The organism is Georgenia satyanarayanai, from assembly GCF_900116375.1.
Lineage (GTDB): Bacteria > Actinomycetota > Actinomycetes > Actinomycetales > Actinomycetaceae > Oceanitalea > Oceanitalea nanhaiensis.
In genome coordinates, this window is the sequence record NZ_UETB01000012.1 from 54,725 (window position 1) to 72,259 (window position 17,535).

The window sequence follows — 17,535 nt, forward strand, 5'->3', positions numbered from 1 at the left end:
TCCGCCCCTCCACCGTCGGGCGTCCCGGTGCAACGGTGGGACAGGAGGTTCGACGTCGACGTCGGGAGCACACGATGGTCTGCACGAGCGTCACCGGTGCGGTCGGCGGTCGGGTGCGCGCCGTCGTCGTCGCGCTCGCGGGGCTGCTCGCGGTCCTCGCCCTCCTCACGGCACCCGGGGCACAGGCGCAGACGGAGGAACCGACCCAGGACCCGACCGATCGTGCCTGCGCACTCGCCCGCAGCCTCAACGCACAGGCCCGCCCTCAGGACGCGCGCGCCCTCATCGACGAGCACCGCGGCGCAGCGGCAGCGCACCGCCGCGACTGCGCCCCGGAGTACTTCGAGGCACAGGCGCGGACCTCGCTGGCGGCCGTCGTCTCCACGCTGGCGGACGATGCCGCCCTCGCCCCGCTGCGCGGCCAGCTCTCCGACGTCTGCGGCACGTCGGCGGACACGCGCAGCGAGGTTCTCGCGGCCTGCGACGTCGCCGTGTCCACCGAGCAGCCCCTGACCTGGAGCGAGGACGTCGCGTCCTCCCTCGCGAGCTTCGTCGAGCGGTGGGCTGGTCCACTCCGGGAGCTGGCGCTCGCCGTCGTCGGCTTCCTTGCCGCCGTCTACGTGCTCGCCCGTGTCCGGACCCGTCGCCTCTCGCCGACGCGGTACGCCACGCTGGCCAGGATCGGCGCCAGCCGTCGTGGCGCGACGGTCGCCACCGGGGTGGTGGTGCTCGCCGCGACGGCTGTGTTCGTCCTCCTCATCGTCTGGGCACCACGCGCCAGCGGGGACGCACCGGAGATCGCTGCTGTCGCCGTCGGGGTCCTCGCTCTCACGGCGTCGGCGGTGGACCACGCCGCCCAGCTCCTGGCGAGCTCGCTGCGGATCGCGGTGACGGTGCGAGGCGCGGACGGCAAGGAGTCGACGAGTGCGACCGCGCACGTCATCGGCATCCTCAACGAGCTCGGAGCCCGGGGCCCACGGGGGGCGCAGTTCCCCCGCGGCACGGACGTCTCCGCGCTCGACACCGCCGTCATCAGCGCGCTCCCCGCGGGCGTCGTCGCGAAGCTCCTCCTCGCCGTCCTCCACGTGCTCGTCCCGCGCGCCCCGTGGGAGGTGTCCGTCGACGAGGAGTCCGTGGACCGCGAGACGGTGGAGGTCACCCACAACGGCCGCTCCGCCCTCGTGGCGGTCGTGGACCGCGACGCGCTCGGCCTCCGCACGCCGGTGCTCACCGCGAGTGCATCTCCGTCCTCGGGAGCGGCGGTCCTGCCCGACCTGCACCGCATGAGCGCCGCCCTGGTGCTGGCCAAGCTGCACGAGGTGCACCGGTTCCCCGGGCTGGGCGGCGCGACCGACGGCCTGTCCGTCGGGTTCCAGACGGTGGCGACCAGCGACTTCGCACGCGACTACGACGCGGCCGCTCCGCTCCTGGCCCGGGCCGTGGGCCTGGACAGCGGGAACCTCGCCGCGATGCTGGGCCTGCTCCACTGCCGCTTCCGCAGCGCCAGCACCGCGCCCGACCTCAGGCTCTACGTCGACGAGCTCGCCGCCCTCCTCGACCGGCTCGAGCGCCTCCGCGAGGACGACCCCGCGGGCGCGGTGCTCCTCATCTGCCGAGCACGGCTCAACCGGCTCGTCGCCCGGATCAACCTCGCCTTCGCCGACGGCGGTGACGGTGCCGCCGGGCTGGAGCGTGCCCGGGAGCTGGCGACGGCGCTGGTGACGGACGTGGACACGCTCGCCGCGGCTCCGGCCGTCCCCGCCGAGAGCATCACGCTGCTCCGGGCGATCGGGCGCAACGCCCGGATCCTCATGGTCGTCGGGACGGACGGCTGCCTCGAGCCGCCGCTCACCCCGCTCGAGCACCACCAGGCCGCCTGCCACTACGCCACGGCCCCCACGCCGGACCTCGAGCAGGCGGTCCACCACCTGCGTCTCGCGGCCGCCGAGCCGCAGCTCGCCGCATGGCGCGCACTGGACCCCCAGCTCGCGCAGTTCCGCCGCACCGACACCTACCGTGCGGCGTTCCCGCCCGAGAAGGAGGAGTTCTTCTCCCTGCCCGGGATCGCCCGCGTGAAGGACCACCTCACGCGCCTGGGCATCACGGGTGAACGCGACCTCCTCGCGCACTCGCCCGCGGAGCTCGCCCAGCTGCTCGGCACGACCTCGGTCGTGACGGGCCGCCTGCTCGCGCTCGCCCGCCTGGTCTCCCAGGTGCCTGCCGGCCTCCACCCCTGGCGTTTCACCATCGGCTCCTGGGTCGCACGGACGGCGCGCCCGGGCCTCACGCGGGCGGAGCTGGCGGATGCTGTCGCCGAGGACCTCGGGGAGCAGCTCACCGCAGGTGAGATCACGGCGCTGCAGGCGTGGGTCCGCGGGGGCTCCTGCCGCCGGTCCGACGTCGCGGACTACCTGCGGGCCGTCACCTGAGCGAGCGGCGCGGCGCCCTCAGCCGCGCAGTCGCGTGAGCCCCTCGGCCGCGCGCTCCAGGACGCTCTCCTGCTTGACGTAGGTGAACCGCACCCATGAGCCGAGCGCCTGCGCCGTCGGGGACCCCGCGGCACAGAACGCACTGACGGGGATGCCGACGACGCCCGCCAGCTCCGGTAGCCGGCGGCACAGGTCGACGGCGTCGGTGAAGCCGAGCGGCGCGGCGTCGGCGACGACGAAGTACGTGCCTGCCGCGCGCACCGTGGCAAAGCCGGCGGCGTCGAGCGCGCCGGTGAGGAGGTCCCGGCGGGACTGCAGCGAGGCCTGGAGCCCGGCGACGTACTCCCCCGTCTGCCCGTCCTCGTCCGTGAGCGCCGTCGCGACGGCGTGCTGGAAGGGACCGGAGGCGACGTAGGTGAGGAACTGCTTGACGGTCCGCACGGCGGTGACGAGCTCGGCCGGCCCGTGCACCCAGCCGACCTTCCACCCGGTGAAGGAGAAGGTCTTGCCGGCCGAGGAGATCGTCAGCGTCCGCCCGGCCGCGGCGGGCAGGGTGGCGAGCGGGACGTGGCGGACGCCGTCGTAGGTGAGGTGCTCGTAGACCTCGTCGGTGACGATGACGGCGTCGCGCGCGGCCGCCTGCTCGGCCAGCAGGGTGAGCTCGGCGGTGGTGAGGACCGTGCCGGTGGGGTTGTGCGGGGTGTTGACCAGGACGAGGCGGGTGCGGTCGGTGAAGGCGACGCGCACGTCATCGGGGTCGAGGTGGAAGCCGTCGGGGCCGGGGCGCAGCGCGATGGTGCGGTGGGTGGCGCCGGCCATGGCGATCGAGGCGGCGTAGGAGTCGTAGTAGGGCTCGAGGGTGACGACCTCGTCGCCCGGGCCGGTGAGCGCAAGGATCGTCGCGGCGATGGCCTCGGTGGCGCCGGCGGTGACGAGCACCTCGGTGTCCGGGTCGACGCTCAGCCCGTAGTGCCGGGCCTGGTGCGCGGCGACCGCCTCTCGCAGCTGCGGGATGCCGGGGCCCGGCGGGTACTGGTTGTGGCCGTCGCGGATGGCCGCGATCGCCGCCTCCTTGAGGTGCTCCGGCCCGTCGACGTCCGGGAACCCCTGGCCGAGGTTGACCGCGCCGGTGCGGGTGGCGAGCTCTGACATCTCGGCGAAGATCGTCGGGGCGACGGCTCCCGACGGCGAGAGCAGGCCGGCCCCGCGGGCCACGTCGATCCAGCGGTCACTACGCATGAGGGCATCTTCGCACTGCACCGGCGAGGCGGTCGGTTCGTCCATCGGCACGCTCGCCAGCGCGCGTCGGGAGCGCCCCGAGAGCGGCCGGACCGAACTATGCGAGTGCACCGCGCAAATGGGCTGAATTCATGTACGGATGTAGAAACCCTTCCACGTGGGCGTCCCCAGCGCCCCACACGTCGGTGTTAGGGAGGCGCCATGCCCCGCTCTCACCCAGGCACCCCTGACGCTGTAGGCCCATCCAAGGCGATTGCAGCCCTGAACGGCCTGAACCTCTCCGGTGCCGCGGTTGCACCACGCTGCTACGCGACCGCGACCGTCATATGCAGAGCCACATGACGACGGGTAAGCCGCGGACGCCGGGATGGCGCTCACCACGAATGAACTCGCCACTAGGGCGACTGTTGCGGCCGCACTCGCGAGCGACCGCCGAACTGAGGTGTTCACCTGTCTTCTCCCCCCTGCTGAAGAAGCCGCTCGGTCGAACGGTGGCCAAACCTTACTATCGACGAAACCCCCGCGGAAGCCTCTTGCATTGTTCAATTTCTGGCGACGCGGGCCTCGGTTAAGAACAGGAAGGCCCGCACCCGTCTCGGGTGCGGGCCTCCCGTTAGGGCCGACTCGCGACCGTCAGCCCACCGGCAGACGACGCACGCCCAGCGTGTCCTTCCCGTCGCCGTTCCAGTCCCCGACGTAGACCTCGTCGGCCGCTCGCCCGTACATCACTGCGAAGTCGGCCGGCCCACCGACGAGCGAGTTCTTCACGAAGTACGCCTTGCCCCGGCGCACCGCGAAAGTGTCGGTGCCGTTGCCGTCCCAGTCACCGGCCAGCGTGACGTCGGCCGCCCGGCCGTAGGTGAACACCCGGTCCGCGTCGCCGCCGACCATCGCGTTCTTCACGTGGTAGGTCGCCCCTCGGCGGGCGGCGAAGGTGTCGGTACCGCTGCCGTCCCAGTCACCGACCACGATCGCGTCACCGGCACGGCCGTAGGTGACCACCGTGTCGGCGTCACCACCACGAAGCGAGTTCTTCACGTGGTAGGTGCTCCCGCGACGAATCGCCAGCGTGTCCACGCCGTCGCCGTCCCAGTCACCAACCACGAAGACGTCTCCCGGGCGGCCGTAGGTGAACACCCGCTCCGCCGGGCCACCCCTCGGCGCGTTGCTGACGTGGAACCGGTCCTCACGACGCACGACGATGGAGTCCGTCCCGTCGCCGTCCCAGTCGCCGATGAGCACCTCGTCGGCCGAACGTCCGTACTGGAAGGCGTGGTGCGCCGTCCCGGACCAGTCGTCGGAGAGGAAGAACCCGGACGGCGACGGCGTCGGCTCGACCGGGTCGGAGGCGGCCGGCAGGTCGGGGAAGCCTGCCGGCGCGGCCCGGAGCTGGCTGGCCTGCTCGTAGTCGTAGGCGAAGCCGAGCAGCTCGCCCTCGGAGTAGGGCCGCCCCATGAAGGACAGGTCCATCGGCAGGCCCTGCGAGCCGAAGCCCATCGGCACGACGACGCCCGGGAAGCCCACGGAGCTGTACCCCGCGAACGTCGAGGGCTTGGGGACGCTGGACCGCACGAACGTCGGGTCCTCGACGGTCTCGACGGGATTGTTGATCGGCGTCGCGAAGCTCGTCTCGTACGGGAAGACGAGCGCCTCGACGTCGTTGTCCTCGAAGAGGGAGAGCTTGTACTCCGTCGCGGCGGGCAGGACGCGTTCGATGAGGTCCTGGAACGCCGGATCGTCAGTCGACGTCGTGAGCGACCGCTTCAGCAGGTTCAGGACGCTGGCCTCCACGGGCAGCGCCGACTGGCTGACCTCCTCCTCGTAGATCTCGATGAACTCCTCGACCGTCTTGGGCACGTCCGGCCCGAAGGTCGCGAGGTAGGTCTCGAACTCCTCCTTGAAGCGGTAGTCGGCGATGGTGCGGATGTTCGGGCCGCCGTTGGTGAGGTAGAAGTCGACAAACTCGGGGTCCAGCTCGATGTCGACGAGCGTGGCCCCCTGCTCCTCGAGGGTCTCCAGTGCCTCCTCCGCCATCGCGTCGATCTCCGGGTCGCCCCCGAAGAACGTCCGCACGACGCCCAGGCGCACGCCGTCGAGAGCGTTCTCGTCCAGGTGGTCGAGGTAGTCGATGCCCGGGGTGCCGGGGGCGCCACCGGGGTAGTTCTCGTACACCTCCACGCTCAACGGGTCCGCCTCGTCCACGCCGGTCAGGGCGCGCATCATGATGGCCGTGTCGGTGACCGTGCGGGCCATCGGGCCGGCGGAGTCGAAGGTGAGGTTCTTGGGGGCGATGCCGTCGCGGCTGATGAGGCCCGTCGTCGGGCGCAGGCCGACGATCCCGTTGTAGGCGGCAGGCCCGCGCACCGACGTGCTCGTGTCGGTACCGACGGCGAGGACGGCGAGGTTCGCCGCGATGGCCGCGCCCGAGCCTGCGCTGGAGCCGCCGGTGCCGCGCTTGGCGTTGTACGGGTTCACCACCTGCCCGTTGATGGTGTTGTAGCTGCCGCCGGCGAACTCCCCCATCTCCGCCTTGCCGAGGATGAGGGCCCCCTCCTCGCGGAGCCTGGCGGTGATGAAGGCGTCGTCCGGCGGGACGGCGTCCTCGAGGATGACCGAGCCGTTCGTCGTCGGCATGTCGTCCGTGTCGATGTTGTCCTTGAGCAGGACTGGGATGCAGTGCAGGTCGCTTCGCGGGCCAGTGCGCGCGTACTCCTCGTCAAGAGCTGCGGCGGTCTCCAGGGCGTCGGGATTGACGGTAGCGACGGAGTTGATCCTGGGACCGGCGTCGTCGTAGGCCGCGATCCGCTCGATGTAGAGCTCGGTGAGCTCGACACAGGTGAGGGACCCTTCCGCGAACGCGCGGGAGATGTCCTCGATGGTCGCTTCCTCGAGGGTGAAGTCCTCGTCGGGCGCCGGCTGCGCGACCGCCGGTGCCCCCATGGCGAGCGATGCCACCGTCGCGACACCGAGCAGCGCCACGCCTCGTCGTCCTGCGAGCGCGCGGGTCGCGGCTCCCTCCTTCGTGTGCTTCATGTTCCCTCTCCTCGTGCGTGCCGGTACGTGTGGACCGTGCAGACGGAGCGGCCGCAGGTACGCAGAAGCTGCTGTTCCTCAGCCATGGCGACGCCCCCTACCCAGGACTGCTCCGTTGGTCGGAACGAGACGTCCAGGTATGGCCGATACTGCGAGACCGTCGTTTCCCCGGAGTTACCTGCTGTTGCGCCCGCGTAACAGTCGCGCACCGCGAGGGATCTCCCGGCTCCGCGTCGGTCCTAGACTCGGCCCGTCGGCGAGAGGAGAGCGATGCCGCAGGACCACCACACCCACCGCCGCGCCGTCGCGCTCCTCGCCCTGAGCAACGTCCTGGGCGGGATCGGGGTGGCGTCGGGGATCGCCGTCGGCGCCCTGCTCGCCGAGCAGCTCGGTGGCACGGCCGTGGCGGGCCTGGCCCAGGCCGCGGGGGTCCTCGGCGCCGCGGTCGCTGCCGTCCCGCTCGCTGCGCTGGCCACCCGGCGAGGTCGCCGGTGGTCCCTCACGCTCGGGTACACGATCGCCCTGCTCGGCGCGGGCCTCGTCGTCACGGCCGCCGTCGTCGGTTCCTTCCTCCTCCTGCTGCTCGGTCTGGGCACCTTCGGGGTGGCGCAGGCCGCCAACCTCCAGTCCCGGTACGCCGCCGCGGACGGCGCGAGCGCGGCCACCCGCGCCCGGTCGATCTCCGTGGTCATGTGGGCGACGACGATCGGCTCGGTCGCCGGCCCCAACCTCACCGCCGCGGGTGAGCGGGTGGCGTCGGGTGTCGGCATCCCCGGTCTCGCCGGGCCGTACCTCTTCTCCGCGCTGGCCTTCGCCCTCGCCGCCACCGTCCTCGGCACCTTCTTCCGTCCCGCCGACGACGGCGCGGACGGTTCGGTCCGGCAGCCGGTCCTCGTGCCCGGTGCCGCGTCCCCGCCGCGCACGGTCGGCGCCACGGGGGCCCTGCGCTGGGCGGCCGGGCACTCGGTGGCCCGGTTCGCCGTCGGGCTCATCGCGCTGGCGCACGCCGTCATGGTCATGGTCATGGTTATGACGCCGGTCCACATGCGGCACAGCGGCATGAGCCTCGAGCTCGTGGGCATCGTCATCAGCGTGCACGTGCTGGGGATGTACGCGCTCAGCCCGGTGTTCGGGTGGCTGGTGGACCGGTCCGGCGGCGTGCGCGTGGCGGTCGGCGGCATCGCCGTCCTCTTCACCGCCACCGTGCTGGGCTTCGTGGCGGCGGCATCGGGCGGGCGTCCCGTCCTCACCGCGGCCGCGCTCACGGTGCTGGGGCTCGGCTGGTCGGCGTCGCTCATCGCCGCCTCCGCGCTGCTCACCGAGGTCGCACCGGACCCCGTCCGCGTCCCGCTGCAGGGAGCCACGGACGCCGTGATGAGCTACGCCGGTGCGGCCGCCGCCGCCCTGGCCGGGCCGGTCCTGGCAGCCGGCGGGTTCCGCGCGGTCAACGTCGCGGCGGCGCTCCTCGTGCTCCCCGCGGCACTCCTCGCCGTGGGCGCCGCCCGCCCGGCTCACGTCACCACGCCCGCCGACGGACGGTGACGCCGCGGGGCGCGTCAGACGAACTCCTCGATGTCCGCTGTCTCGCCGGTCGTGACAGGCAGCCCTGCCACCTGGGGCTCGGGCGTCACGGTGTCGCTCGGCGACTCCGTGCGCTCGGCCGTGGTCTCGGTGGGGTGAATGTGCTGCGCGCCCATAGGGTCGCCTTTCGGTCCGGGGGTTCTCACCGCCCGGTGTCGGACTATAGGTATCACGCTGCCACTCGACCGATGCCGCATTCCGCGCATGAATTGAGAATGCCGTTCGCCGGTCGGCCCGTTCCGGGACCTCAGGCCCGGAACCCCTCGTCACCACCACGTCCCTCGCCGTGCGCTCCGCGCCGCCCTGGTGTCGACTGCCGGGAGAGTCGGAGCCGAGGAGTGAGCTGTTGGGACCTATGTGGATCGCGACCGTCGCGGGTGTCGTGCTCGTGCTCGCCGCGCTGTGGGACCTCTTCCACACACTGTGGAACCCGAGCGGCCAAGGTCCCATCTGCCGGCTGTTCATGCGCCTGGTGTGGCGCACGTCGAAGCACGTTCACGCCCGCGCGGGGCGGCTCAGCGGCCCGGTCACGCTCGTCATCGTCATCCTCACGTGGGTGGTGCTGGTCGTCGTCGGGTGCGCGCTGATCTACTGGCCGCACGTGCCCGAGGCCTTCTCCTACAGCCCCGGTCTCATGCCCGAGGAGCGAGGGAACCTCCTCGACGCGCTGTACCTCTCCGCCGTCGCCCTCGTGACCCTGGGACTGGGCGACATCGTCCCCACGGCCGGGTGGCTCCAGCTGCTGGTCCCCCTCGAGGCCCTGCTCGGCTTCGCCCTGCTGACCGCCGCCGTCTCGTGGGTGCTCCAGGTCTACCCGGCGCTCACCCGTCGGCGTTCCCTCGCCCTCAGGCTCGACGCGTTGCGCCGTGCCGGCACCGCCGAGGCACTCCCCCACCTGGACCGGTCCGCCGCGTCCGGGCTGCTCGGGGAGCTGGCCGACGGCGTCGGGAAGGTCTACGTCGACCTGGTCCAGTACAGCGAGACCTACTTCTTCCGTGACAGCGGCGCCCGGACCACGCTCGCGGTGACGGTGCCCTACGCCCTCGAGCTGGCCGAGGTGGCCGAGGCGAGCACGGTGGAGGACGTGCGGCACGGAGGACGGACGCTCGCCGAGGTCCTCGCCGACCTCGCCGAGGTGCTCGACGACCAGTTCCTCCACACCGGCGCGGACACCGCCGGCGTGCTCGCCGCCTACAAGGACGACCAGAGCCTGCCCTCCTAGCCGCGGACCTCGCCGGTCGCGGGCACCGTGCCGTGGGGCAACACTGGGTCGGGCAATCAGCCCCGACGTGCGTGGAGGTGGCCCGTGGCCCGCAACGAGCACCGACAGAACCAGGACGACGACGGCCACGGCGGTGGACACCCCGGCTCCGGACGGATGTACCTGCGCTTCGGCGCGATGCTGCTGACGGCCATGGTGGTCATGTACTGGGTGATGTTCGTCGGCACGTGGGAGTGGGGCCACGTGCGCTTCAGCCAGAGCCGCGTGTTCATGGCCGTGACCATGGGCGGCGCGATGGGGCTCGTCATGCTCGCGTGGATGCTCAACATGTACCGGAGCACCAAGGCGAACGTCATCGTCGTCGTGGCCAGTCTCGTCCTGCTCGGCGGAGGGACAGCGCTGGACCGCAGCCAGGCGACGGTGGGTGACTCCTCCTACATGAAGGCGATGATCCCGCACCACTCACTGGCGATCACGCGCTCCGAACGCGCCGGGCTCGAGGACGTGCGCGTGTGCGAGCTGGCGGTGGAGATCAGCGAGGCCCAGCGCCGCGAGATCATGGAGATGGACTGGCTCATCGAGGACATCGCCGAGAACGGCCCGGCGACGACCGCCGCGGAGGCCGAGGCCCGGCCCGTTCCCACCTTCACCGAACCCGCCGAGCGGGACTGCAGCGGTGGCTGACGCCCGCGCTCTCCTGCTGGCTCGTCAGAGGAACTCTTCGGAGTCCCCGAACTCGCTGATCGTGAAGCGAAGCACGGCCTGTTGCATCTCGTACTTGGCCGCCAGCGTGTCTCGCCACGACTCCGTGCGACTGGCCGACTCCGTGCGACTGGTCGCGGTCTCGACCAGGTGATCTCGCTGAGTGCCCATGGGATTGCCCTCCCGTCCGGGTACTGACACCGCCCGATGCCAACGCCGCCATTAGTACCACGGCGCGCCTTACTGGTGCACCCCTTCTGCCTGGGCCTTCACCACGGCGTCGTCGCACCCCGAGGTGTCAGGTTCCCAGCAGCCCCGGGGGCATCCGTTCCGCCCCTCTCACGCCACCGAGCATGGCCGGAGCGATGGGTTCCCCCCGGCGCAGGACGCTGAGTGTGCCGGTCGGCTCGAGGACGACGGCGGCCACCTCCGCGTCGCTGCGGATCCCGGCCTGCCGCAGGCGGGACCGCAGCTGGCTCTCGGTGACGTGCGTGCGCCGCAGCTCCCTCCACAGCACCTCGGACCCGGCCATGAGGAGCACGGGCGCGTTGTTGGCCAGTCGCTCCCAGCGCGGCCGCGAGCTCATCCACCCGAGCGCTCCCTCGAGCGCGAGGAGCGTCACCACGGCGATGAGGCCGGCGGCCAGCGTGGGGCTGTGGCCGAGGATCGCCCGGCCCAGGACGGCACCGAGGACGATGACGACGACGATGTCGAAGCCGGAGAAGCCGGCCAGCACCCGCTGACCGAGCGAACGGGTGAGCACGATGAAGCTCAGGTAGAGCACCGTCGTGGACACGACCACCGACACCGCCGCGCCCGCCGAGATCCCGAGGTTTCCCACCAGCTCCTGCACGTCCATCGCGCCTCCCAGACCGCTCCGCACCCCGGCATCTCCGAACGCGTCACGCTACCCGTCGGGCCGGCCCGCGGCGGTGCGCAGCACCCGTCCACACCGCGGCCCCGTCCGCGCAGGAGTCCGTTCGACGACGACGGCGCCACGTCGCGGTCCCCTCTCCTGCGGTGCACGGATGGTCGGGGACGTCGGCGACGAGCCACGACGCGCGAAGGACGGGGAGCGGCAACTCAGCGAATTCACGGACGGAGCGTTGCAGGCGATGAACCGGCCATCGCTCGACCTGCACGCTGCGCTCGGCTTCCGCGCGGTGACACGCGATCTCGCTACCGCCCGCCGGTCGCGGCCCCGTGCTCCCGCTTCTGAACGCTGTAGGCGCTGTACAACCCGAGTGCCGCGACGAGGGTGAACGGCCCCACCCACACGGTCATCGTGGTGGCGAGCTCGCGGTCTCCGGCGCCTGTCACTGCCAGCACTGCGCCCACCGCGATCAGCAGGACTCCGGCGGCTGCCACAAGGTGACCGAGCCGGAGGACCAGCTCGAGGTTGTGCCGCCGACGGTCCTCAGACTCCTCTCCACCGGCAGACTCCTCTCCACCGGCGAGGAGTGATCGCCGTTGGAAACCCACTGTGAAGACGAGAAGGACCACGCCTGCCGCGCCCACACCTGTAGCTGCGGCGTACTGCGCAGTCAGCAGCAAGATGGCCACCGCCGCCATCGAGAAGAACGCCACCGCGAGCTGGATCGCCCGAATGAAGCGTCGAGAATCCATCATGAGCCCTCCACATCCACCTATCGGAACCGCGCCCTGACGTGCTCGTGCGCCTCGTGCCGGTCGCCGTCGGCCTCGACGGCCCCTCCCAGCACCCCTGCCCAGAAGCGGCTCTCCACGTCCTGGTCGACGGCGTCGAACACGAGGTGATGCTTGATCTGGATGGCGGCCTCCTTGCGCGCGAGGACCGGGGGTAGTGGCCGCCATCCCCGCGAGCGCGAGGGACTCCGGGCGCTCAGACCCGCAGCAGTGCCTTGATCGCGCGGCGCTCGTCCATCGCCCGGTACGCCTCGGCGGCGTCCTCGAGGGGCACCTCGAGGTCGAACACGCGGCCCGGGTCGATGCGCCGGTTCCAGATGAGGTCGATGAGCTCGGGCAGGTACTGGCGCACCGGCGCCGGCCCGCCGTGCAGGTGCACGTGGGAGCCGAAGAGCAGCCTCCCGGGGATCTCGACGCCGTGGGAGACCCCCACGAACCCCACGTGCCCGCCGGGCCGGGTGGCCTTGATGGCCTGGAGCATCGCCTCCTGCGTGCCGACGGCCTCGATGACCGAGTGCGCCCCCAGCCCGTCGGTGAGCTCCTTGACGGCGGCCGCGCCCTCGTCGCCGCGCTCGGTGACGACGTCGGTCGCGCCGAACTCCTTCGCGAGCGCCTGCCGGTCGGCGTGCCGGCTGAAGACGATGATCCGCTCGGCGCCCATCTCCCGCGCCGCCAGGACGCCGAGCAACCCCACCGCCCCGTCCCCGACGACGGCGACCGTCCTGCCCGGTCCCGCCTGTGCCGCGGCGGCGGCGAACCAGCCGGTGCCGAGGACGTCGGAGGCGGCGAGCAGGCTGGGAACCAGGTCAGGGGCGGGCTCACCGGGCGTGGCGACGAGCGTGCCGTCGGCGAGCGGCACACGCAGGTACTCGGCCTGGGAGCCGCCCATGCCCACGCGCTGTACGCAGGCCGCCTGGTAGCCGGAGCGGCAGAGCTCGCACGTGTTGTCCGACGCGATGAAGGACCCCACGACGAAGTCCCCCACCTTGACGTTGCTCACCGCGGAGCCGACCTCCTCGACCACCCCGACGTACTCGTGCCCCATGGGCCGCGGCTCCCGGGTCTCGTCGGCGCCGCGGTAGGGCCACAGGTCCGAGCCGCACACGCAGGCGGCGGCGAGCCGGATGACGGCGTCGGTCGGCTCCTCGATGGTCGGCATGGGCAGGTCCTCGACGCGGACGTCACGGGCCCCGTGCATGACTACTGCGCGCATGATGCTCCTCGGTGTCGGCTTGGTCTGTCAGGTTCACCTCCCGGGCGCGACCGCACAAGCGGGACGACGACGGCGCACCCGGCACCGAGCGCGGCTCGCCACTCCCCTGTCACGTTCCCCGCCCCGCCGGTGTCTCGTGGGTACAGGCCCTGCGAGACCGAGGAGAGAGAAGCGATGACAGACACGACTCAGGTGGTGGTCGTCGGCGGTGGGTACGCCGGCGTCATCTCCGCGAACCGGCTCACGACCGACCCCGACTTCCAGGTCACCCTCATCAACCCGCGGCCGAGCTTCGTCGAGCGCATCCGGCTGCACCAGCGCACGGTGGGCACGCACGAGGCCGTCCTCGACTTCGCCGAGGTCCTCGCCCCGACCGTCCGGCTCACCGTCGACGCCGTGACGCGCATCGACGCCGGGGCACGGACGCTCGAGCTCGCGAGCGGTGGCCGGGTCCTGTACGACTACCTCGTCTACGCCGTCGGCAGCCACAGCGCGCCGGCCACCGTCCCGGGGGTCCGCGAGCACGCCTTCCCCCTGAGCACGCTGGAGGAGGCCACCGCCCTCAACGCGGCCCTCGACACTGCGGGACCGGCGGCACCGGTCGTCGTCGTGGGAGGCGGCGCCACCGGGCTCGAGACTGCCTCCGAGCTCGCCGAGCACGGCCGGCCCGTCTCGCTGGTCACCGCCACAGAACTCGGCCCCTACCTCCACCCGTCGGCGCGCCGCCAGGTCCACAAGCAGCTGGACCGGCTCGGCGTCTCCGTGCTCGACGGCGTCGCCGTGACCGCCGTCGGCCCCGGTTCCGTGCACCTCGCGGACGGGCGCGAGCTGCCCGCCACCGTCACGGTGTGGACCGCGGGCTTCGGTGTCCCGGACCTCGCCGCGCGCAGCGGGCTGAGCACCGACGAGGTCGGGCGGCTCCTCACGGACGAGACCCTGACCAGCGTCGACGACGAGCGGATCGTCGCTGCCGGGGACGCGGCCGCGCCGTCGGGCGCGCCCTACCGGATGTGCTGCGCGGCCGCCCTGCCGCTCGGTGTCCACGCGGCGGACACCGTCCTGTGCCGCGCCGCCGGCCGCGCCCCAGCACCGTTCTCGGTGCCGGTGACCGGCCAGTGCCTCAGCCTGGGCCGCCGGTCGGGTGTGCTCCAGCTCGCCCGACGCGACGACACGGCGATCGCCGCGCACGTGGGCGGCAGGCTCGGCGCCTGGTTCAAGAAAACCATCACCGCGGGCAACGTCGCGTCGTTGCGCATGACCGCTCGCCTGCCCGGACTGCTCGGCGTGGTCACCACGGTCCAGGACCCCCGCCGCGCACGGCTCCTCGCCGACCAGTCCCGTGCCGCGGCCGGTACGGCCCGGGCAGACTGACGACACCCGGCAAGGAGGTCGACCGTGAAGGATGAGTCCACCACCGGGGCGACCGACGCCTTCGTCGCCCACCGCACCCTGCTCTTCACCGTGGCCTACGAGATCCTCGGCTCGGCGAGCGACGCCGAGGACGTGCTGCAGGAGACGTGGCTGCGGTGGGTGGACGTGGACCTCACGCAGGTCCGCGAGAGGCGTGCCTACCTCGCCCGGATCACCACCCGCCAGGCCCTCAACCGGCTGCGGACCCTGCAGCGGCGCCGGGAGGACTACGTCGGGCAGTGGCTCCCCGAGCCGCTCCTCACCTCCCCCGACGTCGCCGAGGACGTGCTGCTCGCCGAGAGCGTCTCGATGGCGCTCATGGTGGTCCTCGAGTCGCTCGCCCCCACGGAGCGGGCGGTCTTCGTCCTGCGCGAGACCTTCGACTTCGCCTACGACGAGATCGCCGACGCCGTGGAGAAGTCACCCGAGGCCGTCCGGCAGATCGCTCACCGCGCCCGGGGCCACGTGAGGTCACGCCGTCCCCGGCGCGTGGCGACCCCGGCGGAGACGCGCACGGCACTCGAGGCGTTCAAGGTCTCGATCGAGACCGGCGACGTGCAGGCGCTCATGGACGTCCTCGCGCCCGACGTCGTCGTCCTGGCCGACGGCGGCGGCGTCAAGCAGGCCGTGCCGAACCCGGTCCGCGGCGCCGACAGGGTCGCCCGCCTGTTCGTCGGCGGCATGCGCAAGGCCGGCGGCGTCCTCACCGCCGTGCCCTGGACCGTCAACGGCCACCCGGGCCTCCTCGTCGCCATGGACGGCGAGCTCGACGGCGTCTTCGCGGCCCAGGTGCAGGACGGCCGGATCGCCGGCATCTACTACGTCCGCAACCCGCACAAGCTCGGCCGGCTCGAGGAGGAGGTCCCTCTCACGCGGCACGAGCGCACGCGCGCGGGGGCCGCTGCACCTTCGGCCGGACAGACGACGGGCTCGCAGCGCCGAAGCACCGCGAGCCCGTCGGGCGAGTCGGCTCAGTAGGAGACGGTGAGCTCGTCCGCGGTGGCCGTCACCAGCTCGATACCGGCGCTGGTGCCGAGCAGGACGGCGCCGGCTGCGATGAGCGAGCGCGCCTGGTCGAGGCTCTTGATCCCGCCGGACGCCTTGACCTGCACGCCCTCGGGCGCCCGCGCCACGAGGAACTCGATGCTGGCGGGATTGGCGATCTCGACGGCGCCGCTGCTCGCGTTCTTGAGGAACGCGGCCCCCGCCTCGATCGACAGCTCGACGGCCGCCTCCTTCTCCTCGGCCGTGAGAAGCGGCAGCTCGAGCATGACCTTGACGGGCACCCCCGCGGCGACCACACCCGCGATGTCGTCCCGGAAGTCGTCGTAGCGGCCGCTCTTGAGCCATCCGACCTGGACACCGCAGTCGATCTCATCGGCACCGGCCTTGACCAGGGCCTCCGCCTCCGCCGCCTTGCCGGCGGGGGTCATGACGCCGCAGGTGGGGAAGTCGAGGGCGGAGGCCACCTTGACGCCGCTCCCGCGCAGGACGTCGGCCACGAGCGGCACCCAGGAGCCGGGGACCATGGCGGCGTTGAAGCCGTGCTCCAGCGCCTCCTCGGCGTGGGCGACCATCTGGTCCCGCGTGACGCCGGTGTCGATGAGCGTGTGCTGGATGTAGGGGGCGAGGCTGAGCTCGGTCATGTTTTCACTCCACTTGTCTATGGACAACTATGTACAACTCTAGAGTAGGCGTGGACCAAGGTCCACTGCTGGGAAAGGGCGAACGTCAGCGAGAGAGCAGCGAGGTCACGCGCATGCGCTCGCTGTGGATCCACACGTCGGAGTACTCGACGGGACGACCGTCGGCGAGGTAGGTGATCTGCTCGAGGTACAGCAGGGGGTGCCCTTTGACCACGCCCAGGCGCTGGGCGAGCTCCGCCGTCGCCGCGACGGCGCTGAAGGTGCGACGACCGCGGGAGATCTTCAGCCCGTGCCGGGACTCCAGTTCACCGAAGAGGGACTGGTGACTGAAGTCGACGCTCTCGAGGCCAGGGGCGACGTCCAGCCGGACGTAGTTCACGAGGTAGGCCACCGGCCCCTTCGAGGAGGACCGGACGCGCTCGAGGTGCAGCACGTCCTGTCCCTTCGCCAGGTCGAGCAGCGCCGAGACCGGGGCCGGGGCCCGCATGGTGTCGATGGTCAGCACCTCCGTGCGCACCTCCTCGCCACGGTGGGCGAAGTCCTCGCTCAGCGTGGTGAGCTTCTGCGCGATGGAGGGCTCCAGGGCGGTCGCAGTCACGAACGTCCCGCGACCACGCGCCTGCACGAGCAGGCCCTCGCGGATGAGCGTCGAGATCGCCCGTCGTAGGGTGCCTCTGGAGATCCCGAACTCCTGGGCCAGTTCCGGCTCACTGCTCAGCCGGTGGTCGGGCTGCCACTCCCCCGAGATGATCTTCTCCCTGATGACGTCCGAAACCTGAACGTTCAGTGGCTGCGGACCTTCATGGTCGAACATCGGTGCGGCTCCCACTGGCCGGCTCCTTCCGCGCGTCGTTGCCGTGAACGATCATGCCCTGCCCACCACCGTCACACGTGGTGACAGGCAGGGCATCCCGCTCAGTCCGTCCGCGACTCGGCAGCGCGCATGCGGTCCTGGTAGTAGTCCGGCACGACGACGCCGGGCTCGTCGAACCAGCGCGGGACGTCCACGCCGCACACGAGGCCGATGTTGCCCCACGGGTTGAAGGCACCGGTGCGGATGATGATCTTGGCGCGCTGAGCCATCTCACCGAGCATCTCGGCGTGCGTACGCGTCTCCAGCGGAGCATCGGAGAAGGTCTCCTGGACGAATGCGGCGAGCGGCTCGTTGTGGGTGACGACGTCCTCTGCCAGGACGACACCCTCGACGATGAGCTCCTTGCTCACGAGCTCGAGGACGGTCTCGAGCTTCGGGAGGTCCTCCGCGATCGCCAGGTCCACCCGGGTCGCGGTGCTCGGGATCGGGAAGCCCGCGTCCACCACCATGACGAGGTCGGTGTGACCGAGGGTCGCGAGCGCCCCGGACAGCTGGGCGTTGAGAATTCCGTTCCGCTTCAC

General features: G+C 71.8%; 16 protein-coding genes. 6 read left to right on the forward strand and 10 right to left on the reverse strand.

Going from position 1 to position 17,535, the window contains the following annotated elements; genetic code table 11:
• The first annotated feature begins 74 nt into the window (after positions 1-74).
• Positions 75-2,429: a hypothetical protein gene (locus DSZ44_RS13975; RefSeq protein WP_110853245.1), complete on the forward strand. Its 2,355-nt coding sequence runs from the start codon at positions 75-77 to the stop codon at positions 2,427-2,429.
• An 18-nt stretch (positions 2,430-2,447) separates the two neighbouring features.
• Here DSZ44_RS13975 and DSZ44_RS13980 read toward each other — a convergent pair whose 3' ends face one another.
• Positions 2,448-3,668 (reverse strand): pyridoxal phosphate-dependent aminotransferase, encoded by a 1,221-nt coding sequence (locus DSZ44_RS13980; RefSeq protein WP_110853293.1) that lies wholly within the window; start codon positions 3,666-3,668, stop codon positions 2,448-2,450.
• Positions 3,669-4,301: 633 nt separating this feature from the next.
• Positions 4,302-6,701 carry an amidase family protein gene (locus DSZ44_RS13985; protein WP_110853246.1) on the reverse strand — a complete coding sequence of 800 codons (2,400 nt, stop codon included), beginning with the start codon at positions 6,699-6,701 and terminating at the stop codon, positions 4,302-4,304.
• Between the two features lie 270 nt (positions 6,702-6,971).
• Between DSZ44_RS13985 and DSZ44_RS13990 the strand changes: the two genes are divergently transcribed.
• Complete coding sequence (locus DSZ44_RS13990) at positions 6,972-8,243, forward strand: MFS transporter (protein WP_110853247.1); 1,272 nt, start codon at positions 6,972-6,974, stop codon at positions 8,241-8,243.
• Between the two features lie 14 nt (positions 8,244-8,257).
• Here the strand turns inward: DSZ44_RS13990 and DSZ44_RS18365 are convergent, their stop codons facing one another.
• Entirely contained in the window at positions 8,258-8,398 is a 141-nt protein-coding gene (locus DSZ44_RS18365; RefSeq protein ID WP_181424650.1) for a hypothetical protein, read from the reverse strand.
• A 239-nt stretch (positions 8,399-8,637) separates the two neighbouring features.
• On the opposite strand from DSZ44_RS18365, the gene DSZ44_RS13995 reads away from it, so the two are divergent.
• Together DSZ44_RS13995 and DSZ44_RS14000 are read left to right on the forward strand one after the other, a co-directional pair.
• On the forward strand, positions 8,638-9,504 hold the full coding sequence (locus DSZ44_RS13995; protein ID WP_110853248.1) for a potassium channel family protein: 867 nt from the start codon (positions 8,638-8,640) through the stop codon (positions 9,502-9,504).
• Between the two features lie 156 nt (positions 9,505-9,660).
• Positions 9,661-10,188, forward strand: a complete 528-nt coding sequence (locus DSZ44_RS14000; protein WP_110853294.1) for a DUF305 domain-containing protein — start codon at positions 9,661-9,663, stop codon at positions 10,186-10,188.
• Positions 10,189-10,504: 316 nt separating this feature from the next.
• Here DSZ44_RS14000 and DSZ44_RS14005 read toward each other — a convergent pair whose 3' ends face one another.
• The 4 genes from DSZ44_RS14005 to DSZ44_RS14015 all read right to left on the reverse strand — a co-directional run bounded on the left by DSZ44_RS14005 (position 10,505) and on the right by DSZ44_RS14015 (position 13,084).
• The gene (locus tag DSZ44_RS14005) at positions 10,505-11,065 is read right to left on the reverse strand and encodes a DUF421 domain-containing protein (RefSeq protein WP_110853249.1); all 561 of its coding nucleotides are present in this window, start codon (positions 11,063-11,065) and stop codon (positions 10,505-10,507) included.
• Between the two features lie 320 nt (positions 11,066-11,385).
• Positions 11,386-11,832, reverse strand: coding sequence for a hypothetical protein (locus DSZ44_RS14010; protein ID WP_146237564.1), 447 nt, complete (start codon positions 11,830-11,832; stop codon positions 11,386-11,388).
• A gap of 20 nt (positions 11,833-11,852) precedes the next feature.
• Positions 11,853-11,975: a hypothetical protein gene (locus DSZ44_RS18850; RefSeq protein ID WP_258369525.1), complete on the reverse strand. Its 123-nt coding sequence runs from the start codon at positions 11,973-11,975 to the stop codon at positions 11,853-11,855.
• Positions 11,976-12,067: 92 nt separating this feature from the next.
• Positions 12,068-13,084, reverse strand: coding sequence for a zinc-dependent alcohol dehydrogenase family protein (locus DSZ44_RS14015; protein ID WP_110853251.1), 1,017 nt, complete (start codon positions 13,082-13,084; stop codon positions 12,068-12,070).
• Between the two features lie 174 nt (positions 13,085-13,258).
• Here DSZ44_RS14015 and DSZ44_RS14020 point away from each other — a divergent pair, with 174 nt between their 5' ends.
• Both DSZ44_RS14020 and DSZ44_RS14025 read left to right on the forward strand, forming a co-directional pair.
• A complete protein-coding gene (locus DSZ44_RS14020) occupies positions 13,259-14,455 on the forward strand; it encodes an NAD(P)/FAD-dependent oxidoreductase (protein ID WP_110853252.1) in 1,197 nt (398 codons plus the stop codon).
• A gap of 24 nt (positions 14,456-14,479) precedes the next feature.
• Positions 14,480-15,472 carry an RNA polymerase sigma-70 factor gene (locus tag DSZ44_RS14025; RefSeq protein ID WP_110853253.1) on the forward strand — a complete coding sequence of 331 codons (993 nt, stop codon included), beginning with the start codon at positions 14,480-14,482 and terminating at the stop codon, positions 15,470-15,472.
• Here DSZ44_RS14025 and deoC read toward each other — a convergent pair.
• The 3 genes from deoC to rbsD all read right to left on the reverse strand — a co-directional run bounded on the left by deoC (position 15,466) and on the right by rbsD (position 17,535).
• On the reverse strand, positions 15,466-16,140 hold the full coding sequence (deoC, locus tag DSZ44_RS14030) for a deoxyribose-phosphate aldolase (RefSeq protein WP_110853254.1): 675 nt from the start codon (positions 16,138-16,140) through the stop codon (positions 15,466-15,468). The two genes, DSZ44_RS14025 and deoC, sit on opposite strands and share 7 nt — an antisense overlap.
• A gap of 85 nt (positions 16,141-16,225) precedes the next feature.
• Complete coding sequence (locus DSZ44_RS14035) at positions 16,226-16,954, reverse strand: GntR family transcriptional regulator (protein WP_110853255.1); 729 nt, start codon at positions 16,952-16,954, stop codon at positions 16,226-16,228.
• A 101-nt stretch (positions 16,955-17,055) separates the two neighbouring features.
• Complete coding sequence (rbsD, locus tag DSZ44_RS14040) at positions 17,056-17,535, reverse strand: D-ribose pyranase (RefSeq protein WP_110853256.1); 480 nt, start codon at positions 17,533-17,535, stop codon at positions 17,056-17,058.

Bases quoted from the DNA above. Each gene is read 5' to 3' on its own strand.
- DSZ44_RS14015 (WP_110853251.1), bottom strand. From the start codon at position 13,084: ATGCGCGCAGTAGTCATGCACGGGGCCCGTGACGTCCGCGTCGAGGAC.
- DSZ44_RS14010 (WP_146237564.1), bottom strand. From the start codon at position 11,832: ATGGATTCTCGACGCTTCATTCGGGCGATCCAGCTCGCGGTGGCGTTC.
- DSZ44_RS14005 (WP_110853249.1), bottom strand. From the start codon at position 11,065: ATGGACGTGCAGGAGCTGGTGGGAAACCTCGGGATCTCGGCGGGCGCG.
- DSZ44_RS13975 (WP_110853245.1), top strand. From the start codon at position 75: ATGGTCTGCACGAGCGTCACCGGTGCGGTCGGCGGTCGGGTGCGCGCC.
- DSZ44_RS14035 (WP_110853255.1), bottom strand. From the start codon at position 16,954: ATGTTCGACCATGAAGGTCCGCAGCCACTGAACGTTCAGGTTTCGGAC.
- DSZ44_RS13980 (WP_110853293.1), bottom strand. From the start codon at position 3,668: ATGCGTAGTGACCGCTGGATCGACGTGGCCCGCGGGGCCGGCCTGCTC.
- DSZ44_RS18365 (WP_181424650.1), bottom strand. From the start codon at position 8,398: ATGGGCGCGCAGCACATTCACCCCACCGAGACCACGGCCGAGCGCACG.
- DSZ44_RS14000 (WP_110853294.1), top strand. From the start codon at position 9,661: ATGTACCTGCGCTTCGGCGCGATGCTGCTGACGGCCATGGTGGTCATG.
- DSZ44_RS14020 (WP_110853252.1), top strand. From the start codon at position 13,259: ATGACAGACACGACTCAGGTGGTGGTCGTCGGCGGTGGGTACGCCGGC.
- deoC (WP_110853254.1), bottom strand. From the start codon at position 16,140: ATGACCGAGCTCAGCCTCGCCCCCTACATCCAGCACACGCTCATCGAC.
- DSZ44_RS13990 (WP_110853247.1), top strand. From the start codon at position 6,972: ATGCCGCAGGACCACCACACCCACCGCCGCGCCGTCGCGCTCCTCGCC.
- DSZ44_RS13985 (WP_110853246.1), bottom strand. From the start codon at position 6,701: ATGAAGCACACGAAGGAGGGAGCCGCGACCCGCGCGCTCGCAGGACGA.
- DSZ44_RS13995 (WP_110853248.1), top strand. From the start codon at position 8,638: ATGTGGATCGCGACCGTCGCGGGTGTCGTGCTCGTGCTCGCCGCGCTG.